At 71.8% G+C, this 14,720-nt stretch carries 11 protein-coding genes and 1 tRNA gene; 5 read left to right on the plus strand and 7 right to left on the minus strand.

Features of this window, described 5'->3' with window-relative positions; all coding sequences use genetic code 11:
- Positions 1–106: 106 nt before the first annotated feature.
- Positions 107–685, plus strand: coding sequence for a TetR/AcrR family transcriptional regulator (locus AB0383_RS46270; protein WP_364173418.1), 579 nt, complete (start codon positions 107–109; stop codon positions 683–685).
- 77 nt (positions 686–762) lie between these two features.
- Here AB0383_RS46270 and AB0383_RS46275 read toward each other — a convergent pair whose 3' ends face one another.
- The 6 genes from AB0383_RS46275 to AB0383_RS46300 all read right to left on the minus strand — a co-directional run bounded on the left by AB0383_RS46275 (position 763) and on the right by AB0383_RS46300 (position 6,091).
- Positions 763–1,623: an alpha/beta hydrolase gene (locus AB0383_RS46275; RefSeq protein ID WP_364173415.1), complete on the minus strand. Its 861-nt coding sequence runs from the start codon at positions 1,621–1,623 to the stop codon at positions 763–765.
- 103 nt (positions 1,624–1,726) lie between these two features.
- Positions 1,727–2,101 carry a nitroreductase/quinone reductase family protein gene (locus AB0383_RS46280; protein ID WP_364173413.1) on the minus strand — a complete coding sequence of 125 codons (375 nt, stop codon included), beginning with the start codon at positions 2,099–2,101 and terminating at the stop codon, positions 1,727–1,729.
- A gap of 30 nt (positions 2,102–2,131) precedes the next feature.
- On the minus strand, positions 2,132–2,479 hold the full coding sequence (locus AB0383_RS46285; RefSeq protein ID WP_366190823.1) for a hypothetical protein: 348 nt from the start codon (positions 2,477–2,479) through the stop codon (positions 2,132–2,134).
- 230 nt (positions 2,480–2,709) lie between these two features.
- Positions 2,710–2,786 (minus strand) — tRNA-Arg (locus AB0383_RS46290).
- Between the two features lie 1,495 nt (positions 2,787–4,281).
- Entirely contained in the window at positions 4,282–4,710 is a 429-nt protein-coding gene (locus tag AB0383_RS46295; protein WP_364173407.1) for a peptidase inhibitor family I36 protein, read from the minus strand.
- Positions 4,711–5,023: 313 nt separating this feature from the next.
- Complete coding sequence (locus AB0383_RS46300; protein WP_366190825.1) at positions 5,024–6,091, minus strand: LacI family DNA-binding transcriptional regulator; 1,068 nt, start codon at positions 6,089–6,091, stop codon at positions 5,024–5,026.
- Between the two features lie 84 nt (positions 6,092–6,175).
- Between AB0383_RS46300 and AB0383_RS46305 the strand changes: the two genes are divergently transcribed.
- Positions 6,176–7,357 (plus strand): MFS transporter, encoded by a 1,182-nt coding sequence (locus AB0383_RS46305; RefSeq protein ID WP_366190827.1) that lies wholly within the window; start codon positions 6,176–6,178, stop codon positions 7,355–7,357.
- Here the strand turns inward: AB0383_RS46305 and AB0383_RS46310 are convergent.
- Positions 7,331–7,969: a histidine phosphatase family protein gene (locus tag AB0383_RS46310; protein WP_364173398.1), complete on the minus strand. Its 639-nt coding sequence runs from the start codon at positions 7,967–7,969 to the stop codon at positions 7,331–7,333. The two genes, AB0383_RS46305 and AB0383_RS46310, sit on opposite strands and share 27 nt — an antisense overlap.
- 63 nt (positions 7,970–8,032) lie before the next feature.
- On the opposite strand from AB0383_RS46310, the gene AB0383_RS46315 reads away from it, so the two are divergent.
- From AB0383_RS46315 to AB0383_RS46325, 3 genes are all read left to right on the plus strand, one after another.
- Entirely contained in the window at positions 8,033–10,051 is a 2,019-nt protein-coding gene (locus tag AB0383_RS46315; protein WP_366190830.1) for a cytochrome c oxidase assembly protein, read from the plus strand.
- Between the two features lie 100 nt (positions 10,052–10,151).
- Positions 10,152–11,828, plus strand: coding sequence for an energy-dependent translational throttle protein EttA (gene ettA, locus AB0383_RS46320; RefSeq protein WP_364173392.1), 1,677 nt, complete (start codon positions 10,152–10,154; stop codon positions 11,826–11,828).
- A 14-nt stretch (positions 11,829–11,842) separates the two neighbouring features.
- Positions 11,843–14,404: a hypothetical protein gene (locus AB0383_RS46325; protein WP_366190832.1), complete on the plus strand. Its 2,562-nt coding sequence runs from the start codon at positions 11,843–11,845 to the stop codon at positions 14,402–14,404.
- Positions 14,405–14,720: the final 316 nt, after the last annotated feature.

Genomic DNA, 14,720 nt, shown 5'->3' on the forward strand with positions numbered 1-14,720 from the left:
CGTGTCATGGAGTCCGTGGTCGGGCTGTCGTGGGCGTCACGGTCGTCGACGGCGAAAAGATGATGGTCGTCATATATCATGGGGAGAGGTTTACTTAGGAGGACGCATGGGACGCGTGTCGCGAGCCGAGGCCGATCGGCACCGCAGTGAGGTTGTCACGGCAGCCGCGCGGCTGTTCCGCGAGCGGGGTGTCGGCGGCGTCAGTGTCGCCGAACTGATGGGCGAAGTGGGCCTCACGCAGGGCGGGTTCTACCGGCAGTTCGCCTCGAAGGAGGCGCTGGCCGGGGAGGCGGCGGCGGAGGCGTTCGAACAGCTCGCGGCGGAGCTGCGGCAGATCCCGGAGGCGTCGGTGAGCGAGCGTCGCGCGGAGCTGGCGGCTTCGTACATGTCGCAGGAATCCCGGGACGCGCCTGGTGAAGGCTGTCCCGCCACGGCGCTCGGCGGTGAGGCGGCGCGGGACGAGCAGGGGAGCCCGCTGCGCAAGTCGTATGCCGACGGCGTGCGGACGTTCCTCGACGTGCTCGCCGAGTTCGACGGTGAGTCCGCCACGCGGGAGGACCACATGGCGACGCTGGCGACGTTGGTGGGCGCGCTGTACCTGGCCAGGGGGACGGCGGGGGATCCGCTGTCCGACGAGATCCTGGAAGCCGCGCGCCGGCGGGTGGTCGAGACCGCGCACAAGTGAGACCTTTGTGGAGTCTTGTTTGACCGAACGACAATGGTCCGGCACGGTGGTGCCGGACCATTGTCTGTTGTGGAGGGTCAGCCGAGGAAGGCGTTGACGTCGCCGGCGAACTCGGTGGCGTAGTGGAACAGGAAGCCGTGGCCGGCGCCGGGGTAGATCGCGAGGCGGGCGTTGGGCAGGTGGTCCGCCAGGACCTTCGAGTTGGGCGTGGGGACCATGATGTCGTTGTCCCCGTTGGCGACCAGTGTCGGCTGCGTGATGGCGGCGAGGCGCGCGAGGCGGCTCGGGTCCGGGATGCCCCACGCCGTGATCGCGTCGAGCTGCGCGTCGCGGGTGGCGAGCGAGACGCCCTCGTCGCGATCCTCGGTGCGCGTGAAGATGCGCTGCACGAACTCCCAGCCCTTCGCGACGCCGGTCGGGGTCTTCGCGAAGAACAGGTGCAGCAGGTGCTCGGCGCCGGGCTCGTCGGATTTGGCGGCGTTGCCGGTCTCGCCGGTCCAGGTGTGGAAGCCGAAGCCGCCTTCGTGGCTGGTGCCGGCGAGGACGAGCCGGTTCACCAGCAGGGGTCGGATGAGGGTGAGTTCCTGGGCGACGAACCCGCCGAGCGAGAAGCCGAGCACGTCGACGTCGGTGAGCCCGAGCGCGTCGAGGAAGGCCAGCGCGTCGTGCGCCATGGCGGTGATGGTGCGCGGGGTAGCGCCCGAGCTGCCGCCGACGCCGGTGTTGTCGAAGAGGATCACCTCGCGCTCGGCCGCGATCGCGTCGACCAGCTGCGGGTCCCAGTTGTCGAGGTTGCCGCGGAAGTGCTGCAGGAACACGAGCGGGCGCACGTCGCGCTCGGTGTTGCCGAAGCGGCGGTAGGCGTAGGTGACACCGTTGCCGGCCTCGATGGTGAGGTTCGGGGTGGTCAGCTGGCTGGGGGTGATGGTCTGCGACATCTCCGGGACTCCTTCGAGCGGGTCGATCTCCTTGCTTAGATTATGTACCTCATCTATTTGAGAGTGATAGATGATGTGCATCACCTAAACGGGAGGTCTCGGGCTAGTCCAGGAATTCCAGGCGCAGCACGGTCGTGGCCCGGCCGTCCGGGAAGTTCGCGGTCTGAGCCCGGAGCACGGGCTGTGCTTCTTCGTCGCCGACGGGCCGGACTCGCCGGACGGTGTCGCGGTCTTGGGGCCCGTCGCGCTCCACGCGGCAGTACCCGGCGGCGTGCAGGTTGCGCACCCAGCCACGGCCGTCGGGAGCGCAGACGTACTGCCGGCCGTCCAGCTCCGTCACGTTCAGCACCACCGGCCGCGACTCCCCGGATCGCCGTCCGACGACGTCGACGACCCGGAGCACCGGCACCCCGTCCGCGTACGGTTCGACGGCGGCTTCCCGCACCTGCTCGACGTCCACGACCTCTCCCTTCGTCACTCGAAGATACGGTTCGCCTACGGTCGGGCGTCAGGCAGCGTCCGATGTGGACTGAGCGGTGGTTGTCCTGTCGCTCTTCGGTTCTTCTTCCGCGGCGAAGTCGAACACCAGCTGAACCGCGGGTGGTGTGCGGCGGCGTCGGCGCGGTGTGCCGCCGAGCGGGAACGGCGCGACCGGGTTTTCATTGTGCTGCTGCGGGTGATCGGCGAGGTAACGCAGCTTGAGCAGGTGCCGCCGCACGAGCCCGACGCGGCGCGCCTCGTCGAACAACGCACGCGCCACCTGGTTCCCGGCGCGCCGCCGGTTTCGCGATTCGTTGTGGTTCGCGGGGTCCTCGATGGGTTCGTTGTGGCTGCGCGTGACCGCTCCGTCGCGCATTCCGCGTGGCGGCGCCAGATAACAAGCGTGTCTCAAGTGGAACTCGGCCCGGAGCTGTTGGCCCATTCGGACGCTGCGCGATCCGGCGTCCGGTCGTGTGGAAGATCGGCGGCCGCTGCGGGCCGTCCACAGTGGGCGCTCTCGACCGCGCCGACGCGACCCGTGGCGTGGCGCCGATTTCTCGGCCACGGCGAATGCCGCGCGCTGACTGCGCGCGGCATTTCCGCTGGTGGTGCCCCCGGCAGGACTCGAACCTGCGACCTAGAGATTAGAAGGCTCTTGCTCTATCCAGCTGAGCTACGAGGGCCCGGGTCGACGACGGTTGCCGATCTCCAGCACCGGCAGCTTAGTCGTCGCCATCCTCTCGATCGTTCGACACCGTCGAATCGTTTCAGGTCTCGTTCGCCGGATTCGCCGGATGCCGCGCCCCCGCCTGGTCCCCGCGCGGGTGATCTTGGTCGTTGCCGCGGCGGCCGGGCGGCGGCGCGTTCACCAGGGGTTCATCGGGCGCTCCGGGCTTCCCCGCGGCCGTTGCCCGCCCACGACATCTCGCTCGAACGGGTGGGATCGCCACGACCTCTTGTCGGCGTGCGCGGCAGGGGCCTCGGTGGGGTGGCGAGAGGCGTGGTTTCGGCAGGTCGTCGGGCGAGGGTCGGGGTGCATGGGGGAGTTCCTCTCGAGGTGAGGTCGGACTTCGGCCAGACGTGATGAATGGGGGGCTTGTCGGCGCACCGGGCTGGGGCGCTGGGACGGTCACGGTGGTCGAAATCGATCAGAGCGATCGACCGTGGCCGCCGCGGCTCCGGCTGCGACGCCCACCGCCCACCACCGCCCCCGGTCCGGCACCGGTCGCGAGGCGCGGCCGGAGCGCAGCGAAGGAGACGGGCGGAGATCGGAGCATCGGTGGCTGGATAGCGGTCGGGCAGCGGTGATGGGGTGGGCGGTATCTGCGGCCGCAGCGGATCTGGACCGGCGGTAGGCGGGGGACAGTGGCAGGGGCCGGGGAAGGCCCCGTGGGCGCGCTGGACACGGGGAAGGTGGCGCGCCCACGGGGGTGGGGCCGTTCGGGGGACGGCCCCGGGGGCCGGTGATCGGTGGGGCGGCGCGGTGGGGGCCGCGGGTGACCGATCAGCCGGTCCCGGTCGGGTGGTCGAGGTGGTGGAAGGTCCCGGGGCACGGTGGTGCGCGTGCCGCCAGGGTTGGTGGGCCGGGTGCGGCGGCTCCGGGGGATCAAGGCGGGCACGGGCACCTCGGGGTGAGGTCACTGGTGGGGAGCGCCGAGGAGCAGGCAAGTCGGGTGATGCGCCCCGGGTGATCGCCCGGGAGGTGGGTGAGCCCGGTGAGCACGCCGGATGAGTGCGCGTCGGGGTGGCCTCGCTGGTTGAGAGCGCCCCAGCGGCGAGGGAGCCGGGTGAGCTCGCCTCGAGGAGAACTCGTTGGTTGCCGTTGCCGTCCATGATCGTGCTGAGCGGCAGCTCGCCGGTCCCGGTCGCGGCGAAGTGCCACACCCGGTCGTGAGAGCGCCGAGGAGCGGGGCAAGTCGGGTGGGTGCGCCCCGGGGCGAGCGAGTCGGGTCAGGGCGCCCCGCAGTGAGCGAGCAGAGTGCGTGCGCCGTGGGGTGAGCACGCCGGATGAGGGCGTCCCGAGGCGGCAAACGGGGTGCCTGCGCCACGGGTGAGCACGCCTGATGAGGGTGCCCCGGGGCGGCGAGCAGAGTGCGTGCGCCGCGGGGTGAGCACGCCGGGTGCGTGTGCCCCGGGGCGGCAAGCGGGGTGCGTGCGCCCCGGGGTACGGCGCCCGCGTCAGTTCCAGATTTTGATGGCGCGAACCACGAAGGGGGATTGCGGAACGTAAGTGCCGCCACCCGGGTAGGTGGTGAAGTCTCCCTCGGTCGTGCATTCTTCGCTTTGGTAGACGGTGACGTCGCGGGTCAGGCGGTTGACGAAGGAATGCCCTTCGAATCCCTCGGGCAGGGGAATGCAGTCTTCGGGATTGGCGGTGCGGAGGTCGTAGTGCTGAGTGGTGCCGGAGTAGGTTTCGGTGTTCCAGAGGCACAGTTCGCCGACGGCGCAAGCCGGGTCGGAAGTGGCGGTCGGGGCCGGAATGGTGAGTGCCGGGCCCGGAGTCGCACGGGTGAGGTGCTCGGCCGCCGGGGAGGTGTGGGTGGCGCGGTGAGCCGACGCAGCGGCGGAACCGTGCACAGCCTGCCCGGAAGGTGCGGCAGAAGCCATCCCTGTCCCCGCCAGCAATCCGGCCGTCGCCAGGAGCAGGACGCGTGGCAGGCGCGCCGGCAAACCCGGCAGGCGGGACGGGGTCGTGGGCCGGCCGGAGTGGCCGGGGAACACGGGCAGCTTCGGCAGCAGGCGTCGGAACATCGTGGGAACTCCCCCCTCGGTGGCGGCCGGAGTGGGCCGCCGTGGAATGTGTGGTTCCTACGATGGCGGGTGGGGGTGAGTTTGTCTGCCCGCATTCCTACGTCTGTGGACAAGTAGTATTCCGTCGCTCGAACGGCGCGAGTTGTCCACAGATCGGTGAACGGTATTGCTAAACGGCGGCCGTGCTGTTTCGGCGGATCAACGACACCGGCAGCACCACCGGCGGAGGCGGATTCTCGCCGGCCATCAAGCGCAGGATCAGCTCGCCCGCAGTGCGTCCCTTGCCGGCGAGGTCCTGGCGGACGGTGGTCAGCGGCGGCTCTGCCCAGGCGGCCTGCGGGGTGTCGTCGAAGCCGACCACCGAGACGTCGTCCGGCACGCGCAGGCCCAGCTGCCGGGCGGCCGCGACGGCGGCCAGCGCCAGCTGGTCGGACATGCACAGCAGCGCCGTCGGCCGGGGCGTACCGGTCAGGAGCTCGGCCGCGCTCGCCCGGGCGGTGTCCGCCGACAGCCACGGCGCCTCGGACACCGCGACGTCGGTCACGCCCGCCGCAGAAAGCGTCGACAGGTAGCCCGCCAGGCGCTCGCGCGTGCCGTGGAACGAGCTCGCGCGCGCGGACTCCAGGCCGGAGGGGCCGTCGGGCGACAGCCGCGGCGCGGACAGGATCGCGAAGCGTCGGTGCCCCAGTTCCAGCAGGTGCCGCGCCGCCAGCGCGGCCCCGCCCCGGTCGTCGCAGCCGACGCGGGCGGTGCCGGGCAGCAGGGGCTGGTCGATCACCACCAGCGGCAGCCCCCGGTCGCGCACGGCCTCCAGCGCCGGGCTGCCGTCGGCCAGCGAGTAGGCCACCGCGATGTCCGCCTGCGCCGCCAGCACGCGCTCGGCAGGCGGCCCGCCGTGGGCTTCGCCGCCGGGCAACAGCAGCAGCGCGTGGCCGGTCGGCTCCACCGCCTTCGCGAGTGCGTCGAGCGTGATCGACAGCGCCGGGTCCGAGAAGGCCGCCGACAGCGATGCGTCGAGCAGGAACGCGATCGCGCCCGTCCGGCTCGTGGCGAGGCTGCGCGCGGTCGGGTTCGGTCCGGGGTAGCCGAGCTCCTTGGCCGCGCGCAGCACCTGCTCCCGCAGCTGCGCGGACAGCTGGTCAGGCCGGTTGTAGGCGTTCGAGACGGTCGCGCGGGACACCCCGACCGCCTCGGCGACGTCGTCCAGCGTCGGACGCCGGCGCCGGGTGCTCGTCATCGGCGGAGCATAGCGCGGCCTTGACCCTCTGAAGCGCTTAAGTCATTCTGGGCCAAGGGCTCCCGGGCAGAGAGGCAGGCGGCGATGCGCGACCGGACGGCGGTGTTCGCGGTCTTCGCGCTCAACGGGGCGGCCCTCGGTTCGTGGGCTCCGCGCACGCCCGCCATCGCCGCCCATGTGCACGCCGTGCCGGGTGTCTTCGGGCTCGCGCTGCTCGGCGCGAGTGTCGGGATGCTCTGTGCCGCACCGGTTTCCGGCCGGATCACCGAACGCGTGGGTGCCCGCGCGGCCGTCGCGGGCAGCACCGTGGTGGCCGCCGTCGCGCTCGCGCTCGTCGGGTTCGCGCCGAATGTGCCGTTGCTCGCCGGTGCCCTGTTCGTGCTCGGCGCGGGTGTGGGTTCCCTCGACGTCGCCATGAACATCGCGGGCGTCGCCGTCGAGCGCCGCACCGGTCGCGCCGTGATGCCGACGCTGCACGCCGGGTTCAGCTTCGGCGCGCTCGGCGGCTCCCTGCTCGCGGGGCTGGCCGCGGGGCACGGCTGGTCGCCCGCGCGCCATCTCTCCGTGGCCGCCGTGGTGGCCCTGCTCGTGCTCGTCGCCGTGCTCAAGGCTGTGCCGGGGGACCGGCCGCCGAAGGAGACCAAGCCGCCGGAACGGGGGAAAGCGCCGATCCGCCGGCCCGCGCTGTGGCTGCTCGCGGCCGTCGCGCTGTGCTCGGCGATCGCCGAGGGCGCGAGTTCCGACTGGTCGGCCCTGCTCATGGTGACCGTCCACGGCGTCGGCCAGGGCGCGGCGGCGCTGGCCTACTCGGGGTTCTCGCTGGCCATGGCGCTCGCGCGGCTCGGCGGTGCGTGGAGCCAGGAACGCTTCGGCGCCACGCGTTCGCTCGCCGTCGGCGCGGGCGTCGCGGCGGTCGGCCTCGTCTGCACCGCCGTGTTCACGCCGGCCGCCTTCGCGTACGTCGGCTTCGCGCTGGCCGGCGCCGGCCTCGCCGCGGCGTTCCCGCTGGCCCTCAGCCTGGCCGGCAGCGCCGGGAAACGCGCCGACGGCGGAGGCGGCGAACGCGAGCTGGCGTTCGTCAGCACCATCGCCTACTCCGGCTTCCTCGCCGGTCCGCCGATGATCGGCGGCATCGCGCAGGCGACGTCCTACTCCGTGTCGTTCGTGGTCGTCGGCCTCATCGCCGCGCTGATCGTGCCGGCCGCCCTCGTCGCAGCCCGTGCGCGCCGGCGTGAGGAGCTAGCCCTGGGTCTCCCCGTCCGGTGACTCGCGCCACTGCCCGAACGGCCGGTCGAGCGACCACTTGTCCCCGTCGTGCTCCAGCACTCGGTGCTCGCACGTGCGCAGGTTCGACAGAGACTCGAACAGATCCACGCTCCAGCCGAACAGCCGGCGGCACAGCAGCCGCAGCGTGAGGCCGTGGGAGACGATCAGCACGCTGCGCGGGTGAGTTCCGCCACTGTGCAGCAGCTCGGCGAGGAAACCGGCCACGCGATCGTCCACGTCGGCGCCCGACTCGCCGAACGGCAGCCGGTAGAAGAAGTGCCCGAACTCGTGCCGCCGCTGCCGCTGCACCTCCTGGTCCTGCGGGTCCTGCAGGTTGCCCCAGTCCTGTTCGCGCAGCCGCGGCTCCTGCACCACGCGGTCGCAGTCGCTGTCGATGCTCAGCAGCCGCAGCGTCTCGCGCGTACGCAGGTAGGGGCTCACGTACACGTCCGGACGCTCGCCCCGCAGCAGTTCCTTGATGACCGGTCCCGTCGCGACGGCCTCGGCCCGGCCGGTCTCCGTCAGCGGAATCGCGTGGTCCGGGATCCGGGTGTAGGCGAGTTGGTCGACGCTCCCGAGGGATTCGGCGTGACGCAGCAGGATGATCCGCACGAAACCATCATGCCCGTCCGCACCCCCGTGCCGCGGGAAACGGGACCGGCCTAGTCTCGAACGGTGAGCACGGACGCAGTGACGAAACCCGAACCGGCCGCGCGGCGCAGGACCAGCGTGCTGCCGCTGGTCTCGGTGGGCGTGGTGCTCGCCGCGGTCGTCGCGGTCGGGCTCGTGGCGCTCACCGGTGGCGCCGGCTACCTGATCACCGGTCTGCCCGACCCGGGCCTGGTCACGCGCTACGGCATCACGGTCGTCCGGGTGCTCGCCGAAGCCGCCTCCGTGGTCTGCGTCGGCGCGCTGCTGCTGGCCGCGTTCCTGGTGCCGCCGCAGAAGTCCGGCACGCTGGGGCCCGAGGGCTACGCCGCCGTGCGCGCGGCCGGCATCGCCGCCTGGGTCTGGTTCGCCTCGTCGCTGCTCTCGGTGGCCTTCACCGCGGCCGACGGCGCCGGCAAGCCGTTCCTGGAAGTCCTTTCGCCCCAGACGCTCCTGGACCTCGTCGACGCGATCGAGCAGCCCAAGGCGTGGCTGTGGACGGCGCTGATCGCGGTGCTGCTCGCGCTCGGCTGCCGGCTCGTGCTCACGTGGGGCTGGACGGCAGTGCTGTTCTTCGTGGCCGTCGCCGGCCTGGTCCCGGTGGCCGTCACGGGGCACTCCGCGAGCGGCGGCTCGCACGACATGGCCACCAACAGCCTGCTGTTCCACCTGATCGCGGCCGCGCTGTGGGTCGGCGGGCTCGTGGCGCTCCTGGCGCTCGGCTGGCGCCGGGGCGCGCACCTGTCGCTGGCCGCCCGGCGGTTCTCCAAGCTGGCCCTGGTCTGCTGGGTCGTGATGGCGATCTCCGGCGTGATCAACGCGCTGGTGCGCATCAACCTCGGCGACCTGTTCACCACCGACTACGGCTTGCTCGTGGTCGCGAAGGTCGTCGCGCTGCTGCTGCTCGGCGTATTCGGCCACCAGCAGCGCCAGCGCGGCGTACGGGACCTCGTCGACGGCAAGGGCGGAGGGCAGCTGCTGCGGCTGGCGGCCGTCGAGGTGCTGATCATGTTCGTGACACTCGGCATCGCGTCCGGCCTGGCCCGCACACCACCACCGGCCGACGCGGTCACGCAGCCCTCGACCACCGAGCTGCTCATCGGCTACAACCTCGACGGCGCGCCCACCTTCTGGCGCCTGCTCACCGACTGGCGCTTCGACCTCATCTACGGCACGGCCGCGATCGTCCTGGCCGGGCTCTATCTCGCCGGCGTATGGCGGCTGCGCAAACGCGGCGACTCGTGGCCCACCGGCCGGATCGTCGCGTGGCTCGCCGGCTGCCTGGTGCTCCTGATCGCCACGTCGTCGGGCATCGGCCGCTACTCGCCGGCGATGTTCAGCGTGCACATGGGCACGCACATGCTGCTGTCGATGGTCGTGCCCGTGCTGCTGGTGCTGGGCGGCCCCGTGACGCTCGCGTTGCGCGCCCTGCCGACCGCGGGTTCCGGCGCGCCTCCGGGGCCGCGTGAGTGGCTCCTGGCGGCCGTCCACTCGCCGGTGTCGCGGTTCCTGACGCACCCGGTCGTCGCGCTGCTGCTGTTCGTCGGCTCGTTCTACGCGCTGTACTTCTCCGGCCTGTTCGACGCCGCGCTGAACTACCACTGGGCGCACCTGGCGATGAACGCCCACTTCCTCCTCGCCGGCTACGTCTTCTACTGGCCGGTGATCGGCGTCGACCCGGCGCCGCGCAAGATCCCGCCGGTCGGGCGGCTCGGGATGATGTTCGCCGCGATGCCGTTCCACGCGTTCTTCGGCGTGATCCTAATGAACATGCAGGCCGTGATCGGCCAGGAGTTCTACACCTCACTGCGCCTGCCGTGGGTCGGCGACCTGCTCACCGACCAGCGACTCGGCGGCGGCATCGCGTGGGCCGCGGGCGAGGTGCCCGTGCTGCTGGTGCTGATCGCCTTGCTCGTGCAGTGGGCGCGCGCCGACGAGCGCGAGGCCAAGCGCAAGGACCGCCGCGAGGAGAACACGGGCGGCGAAGAGCTGGCCGCCTACAACGCGATGCTCAAGAACCTGGCCGACGGCAAACGGGCGGAATGACCGCGCCGATGATGTCGTCCGCGTGATGTGCGCATGACCCTCGGTAGCGCGGTGGTGACCGCCGTCGGGGCGCGGATCGGGCCACTCTACGATCGCTTTCATGGCCGAGTTCATCTACACCATGAAGAAGGTGCGCAAGACCGTCGGGGACAAGGTCATCCTCGACGACGTCAGCACCGCGTTCTACCCCGGCGCCAAGATCGGCGTGGTGGGGCCGAACGGTGCCGGTAAGTCCACCGTTCTCAAGATCATGGCGGGGATCGAGCAGGCCAGCAACGGCGAGGCGTTCCTGCAGCCGGGTGCCACCGTCGGCATCCTCATGCAGGAGCCGCAGCTGGACGACACGAAGACCGTCCGCCAGAACGTCGAGGAGGGCCTCGGCGAGACCAAGCAGAAGCTCGACCGGTACAACGAGATCGCCGAGCAGATGGCGACCGACTACACCGACGAGCTCATGGAAGAGATGGGCCAGCTCCAGGAGGAGCTCGACCACGCCGACGCGTGGGAGCTCGACTCCACGGTCGAGCAGGCGATGGACGCGCTGCGCTGCCCGCCTCCGGACGAGCCCGTCGACCACCTCTCCGGTGGTGAGCGCCGCCGTGTCGCGCTGTGCAAGCTGCTGCTGTCCGCGCCCGACCTGCTGCTGCTCGACGAGCCCACCAACCACCTGGACGCCGAGAGCGTGCTGTGGCTGGAGCAGTTCCTCATGAACTACGCCGGCGCCGTCCTGGCCGTGACCCACGACCGGTACTTCCTGGACAACGTCGCCGAGTGGATCATGGAGCTCGATCGCGGCCGCGTCGTCGGCTACGAGGGCAACTACTCCACCTACCTGGAGAAGAAGCGCGAGCGCCTCGAGGTCCAGGGCAAGAAGGACGCGAAGCTCGCCAAGCGCCTCAAGACCGAGCTCGAATGGGTGCGGTCCAACGCGAAGGCCCGCCAGACGAAGTCCCGCTCGCGCCTCGACCGCTACGAGGAGATGGCGGCGGAGGCCGACAAGCACCGCAAGCTCGACTTCGAAGAGATCCAGATCCCGCCGGGCCCGCGCCTGGGCAGCGTCGTGGTCGAGGTCGAGAAGCTGCGCAAGGGCTTCGACGACCGCGTGCTCATCGACGGGCTGTCGTTCGACCTGCCGCGCAACGGCATCGTCGGCGTGATCGGCCCCAACGGCGTCGGCAAGACCACGCTGTTCAAGACGATCGTGGGGCTCGAGGAGCCGGACGGCGGCACGGTCAAGATCGGCGAGACGGTCAAGCTGTCCTATGTGGACCAGAATCGCGCCGGCATCGACCCGAAGAAGACGGTGTGGGAGGTCGTGTCGGACAAGCTCGACTACATCCACGTCGGGCAGACCGAAATGCCTTCGCGCGCGTACGTGAGCGCGTTCGGCTTCAAGGGGCCGGACCAGCAGAAGCCGGCGGGCGTGCTCTCCGGTGGTGAGCGCAACCGGCTGAACCTGGCGCTGACGCTCAAGCAGGGCGGAAACCTGATCCTGCTGGACGAGCCGACCAACGACCTGGACGTGGAAACCCTGGGCTCGCTGGAGAACGCGCTGGAACAGTTCCCCGGGTGCGCCGTGGTCATCTCCCACGACCGGTGGTTCCTCGACCGGGTCGCCACGCACATCCTGGCGTGGGAAGGCACGGACGAAGACCCGGCGAAGTGGTTCTGGTTCGAGGGCAACTTCGAGGGCTACGAGAAGAACAAGGTCGAGCGCCTCGGCGCCGAAGCGGCGCGGCCGCACCGGGTCACTCATCGCAAATTGAAGCGCGACTGACGCCGGGGGCCGGAGTGGAAGCCAGCAGGCACAACCGGTCGAGCTCGCCCGCACCCGCGGGCGGGCGGCTCGCTGCTGCCGGCGGAGCGACCCTCTCCGACCTCGGGCGGCTGATCGAGCGCGCGGACGCGCTGCACCTGCGCGCGCCCGAACTCGCCTTGGTGCTCGGCGAGCGCGCCGCCGCGCTCGCCGAGACCGCGGGCGCGGACGAGCAGTGGATCCGCGCCGAAAGTCTCGTGGTCGCGGCGCGCGTGCGCCTCGGCGGTCGCACGTCGACCGTCGGGCGCGCCGTCGCCGCCCTGCGGGCCGCGGAGCACGCCGGGTACACCGACACGGCCGCGCGGCTGCGGATCGACCTGGCCGTGTGCGCGCGCAGCCTCGGCACGCCGCTGACCGGGCTCGCCGCGCTGCGGCCCGTGCTGTCGGAGCCGGCGGTTTCGGCCGTGCACCGCGCGGAAGCGCTGTGCCACCTCGTGGGCTGCCTCGCGCAGTTCGGCCGCAAGCCGGAGCTCGACCGCGTGCTCGTGGAGGCCGACAAGCTGGTGGTCGCCGACGAGTCGCTCGACGCCGACACCCGGCTGCTCGTGCGGGCGTTGCTGCGCAACGGAGCCGCAGCCCACCGGCGTCGCCACGGTGACCTCACCGCGGCCGCCGACGCCGCCCGTACCGGCCTCGGTTTCCTGGAGAAGCTGGACAAACCCGACGACGACGGCGGCCTCGTTCGCGTGCGGCTCGTGCTGCAGCTCGTGAGCACGCTGCTCGACCGCGGCGACACCGCCATGGCGTACGACATCGCCGAACCCATGCTGAACGAGCCCGTGCGTGCGGCCGGTGTCGCGCCCACGGCGTGGCTGAGGCTGGCCGTCGCGACGCGCATCCACCTGCCGGCCGGCGCCGGCGACGCCGCGGCCGAGCTGGTGCGCGAAGCCGTGGCGAGCACCGATCGCCACGGGCTGTCCGCCGTCACCTCACGGCTGTGGCTGGAACTGGCGCAGATCGAGGAACGGTTCGGCAGCGCCGAGGAAGCCATCGCGTGCCTGCACCGCTCGCGCGCGGCGGAACACGTCCACTCGCGGGCGCGCCGCCAGGCGTGCGGGCTGCTCGCGGGCGAGTTCGGCGCGGACACGGTGGCGCCACTGGACCTCGACGACGTGATCGCGCGGTCGGCGCCGCAGGGTGGCCGTCCGGTGCCGATGGCCGTCGAGCCGCCGCTGCGCGATGTCGAGACGACGGCGTTGATCCGGGCGATCCCCGCGGAACCGGCTGCCCCGGAACCGGCCGCTGCGAAGCCGGCCGTGGCGAAGGTTCAGCGCGCGGAAACCCAGCCGCGGAAGGAAACCCGGTCGCGGGCGGAAACCCCGGCGCGTCCGGAAGCACAGCCGCGGCCGGCCGCTCCGGCGGAGACGACGTATGTGCGCGCGGCCGGTTCGGTGCCGGAGAAACCCGTGCGCAAGCCGGAGAAATCCGGCCCGAAGACGCCGACGTGGTCCTTCGGGAGAGCGGCCGCGGAGTCGGAGGTCGAACGGACGTCGGTGATCCCGGTGATCCGTGACGAGCCGGAACCCGCGGCGCCCGCCGAGCGATCCGAGGCCCCGGCCGAACAGGTCGCGCGCTTCACACTGTCCGCACCGCGCGCCGAGGCTCCGGAACGACCGCGCGTCGCCGAGCCGCCCGCGCCGTCGGCCAAGCGGCCCGTGAACGGGTCGCACTCGTCTTCCCGTCAGACTCGTGCGGAAACGGGCCGTCGGGCGGCACCCGAGCAGCCGGCGGCGTTGCCGGGCTGGGTCAAGCCGTTCAAGAAGCCGGAAGCCGTGCCGGCTCCGAAGCCGGAACCCGTGGCCGAAGTCGTGCGCGAAGAACCGGCGCCGCAGCGCCCGGCCGAGGGCCTGCCGCGGCTGTCGCTGCCGGACCTTTCGAACATTCTGCCCGAGCTGCCGATGGCCCCCGCGCCCGCGGACGATCCCGCCGCGCCGCTCTGGGAGGGCGACGAGTGGGCCCGCGAGGAACGCGCCCGCCGCGACGAGGTCTCCCGCGGCCGCAAGACCCGGCACGACGCGGAACACGGTTCTGTCGCGGCTCGGTCCGTGCTGGACCGTCTGGGTATCTCCACCGGCGGCGGTGGCGGTCGCCGACGCGCCGACGAGGCCGGGGCACGCGAGGAAACCGCGCGCACGGAGGAACCCGAGGCGGTCTCCGACGTGACGGACCCGCCGTGGAAGCGCGAGTCCCCGGACCTGGCGCCGGCGCCGCGTGACGAACAGGTGTCCGAGGAAGCCGTGGACCCGTGGCTGCCCCGGCTGCGGATGCCGCCGGCTCTGGACCCGCTCGAGGACTTCGACTCGTGGACGCCGACGTCGCAGCCCTTCCCGGAGAGCTACGCCCGCGCGATCGCCGAGGACGAGCCACCCCCGGACGCCGGCCTGGCCGAGCTGCTGGCCCGCGCGCTGGCCGAACACCAGGCGGGAACGGCAAGTGCCGCCGCACTGGTCAAGCGGCTGGGCTCGGAAGAGGACGACAAGAAGCGTCGCCCGATCAACGGGCACGCGTCGGCGGAGCGCAACCGCAACGGGGACTGACGTCCTCGCCCGGACCACGAGCACCTTTGCGGCACCACGAAAACAGCGTTTGAGTGCCGTCGCTTTGGGGTACCTGGGCAACGGTGTCGCCCGTCCGGGCGGTTTCGGTGTGGGAATCCTCGCAGTCGGGCGAGGCAACCTTCTCCGGTTTGGCCGCCAGGCCCCGTGCGGCCTCCGGACGACTGAACCGATCACGAACCCGATCCCGCCGCCGCGGCCCCCGTCGCCCGGCGCTGCGGCGCGCCCGGTGCCAAGGGATTCCCCGGTGGACGAGGCCGTCCGGCGACCCGGCAGCTGAACCGATTAACACCGGGAA

The organism is Amycolatopsis sp. NPDC051373, assembly GCF_040689465.1.
GTDB lineage: Bacteria > Actinomycetota > Actinomycetes > Mycobacteriales > Pseudonocardiaceae > Amycolatopsis.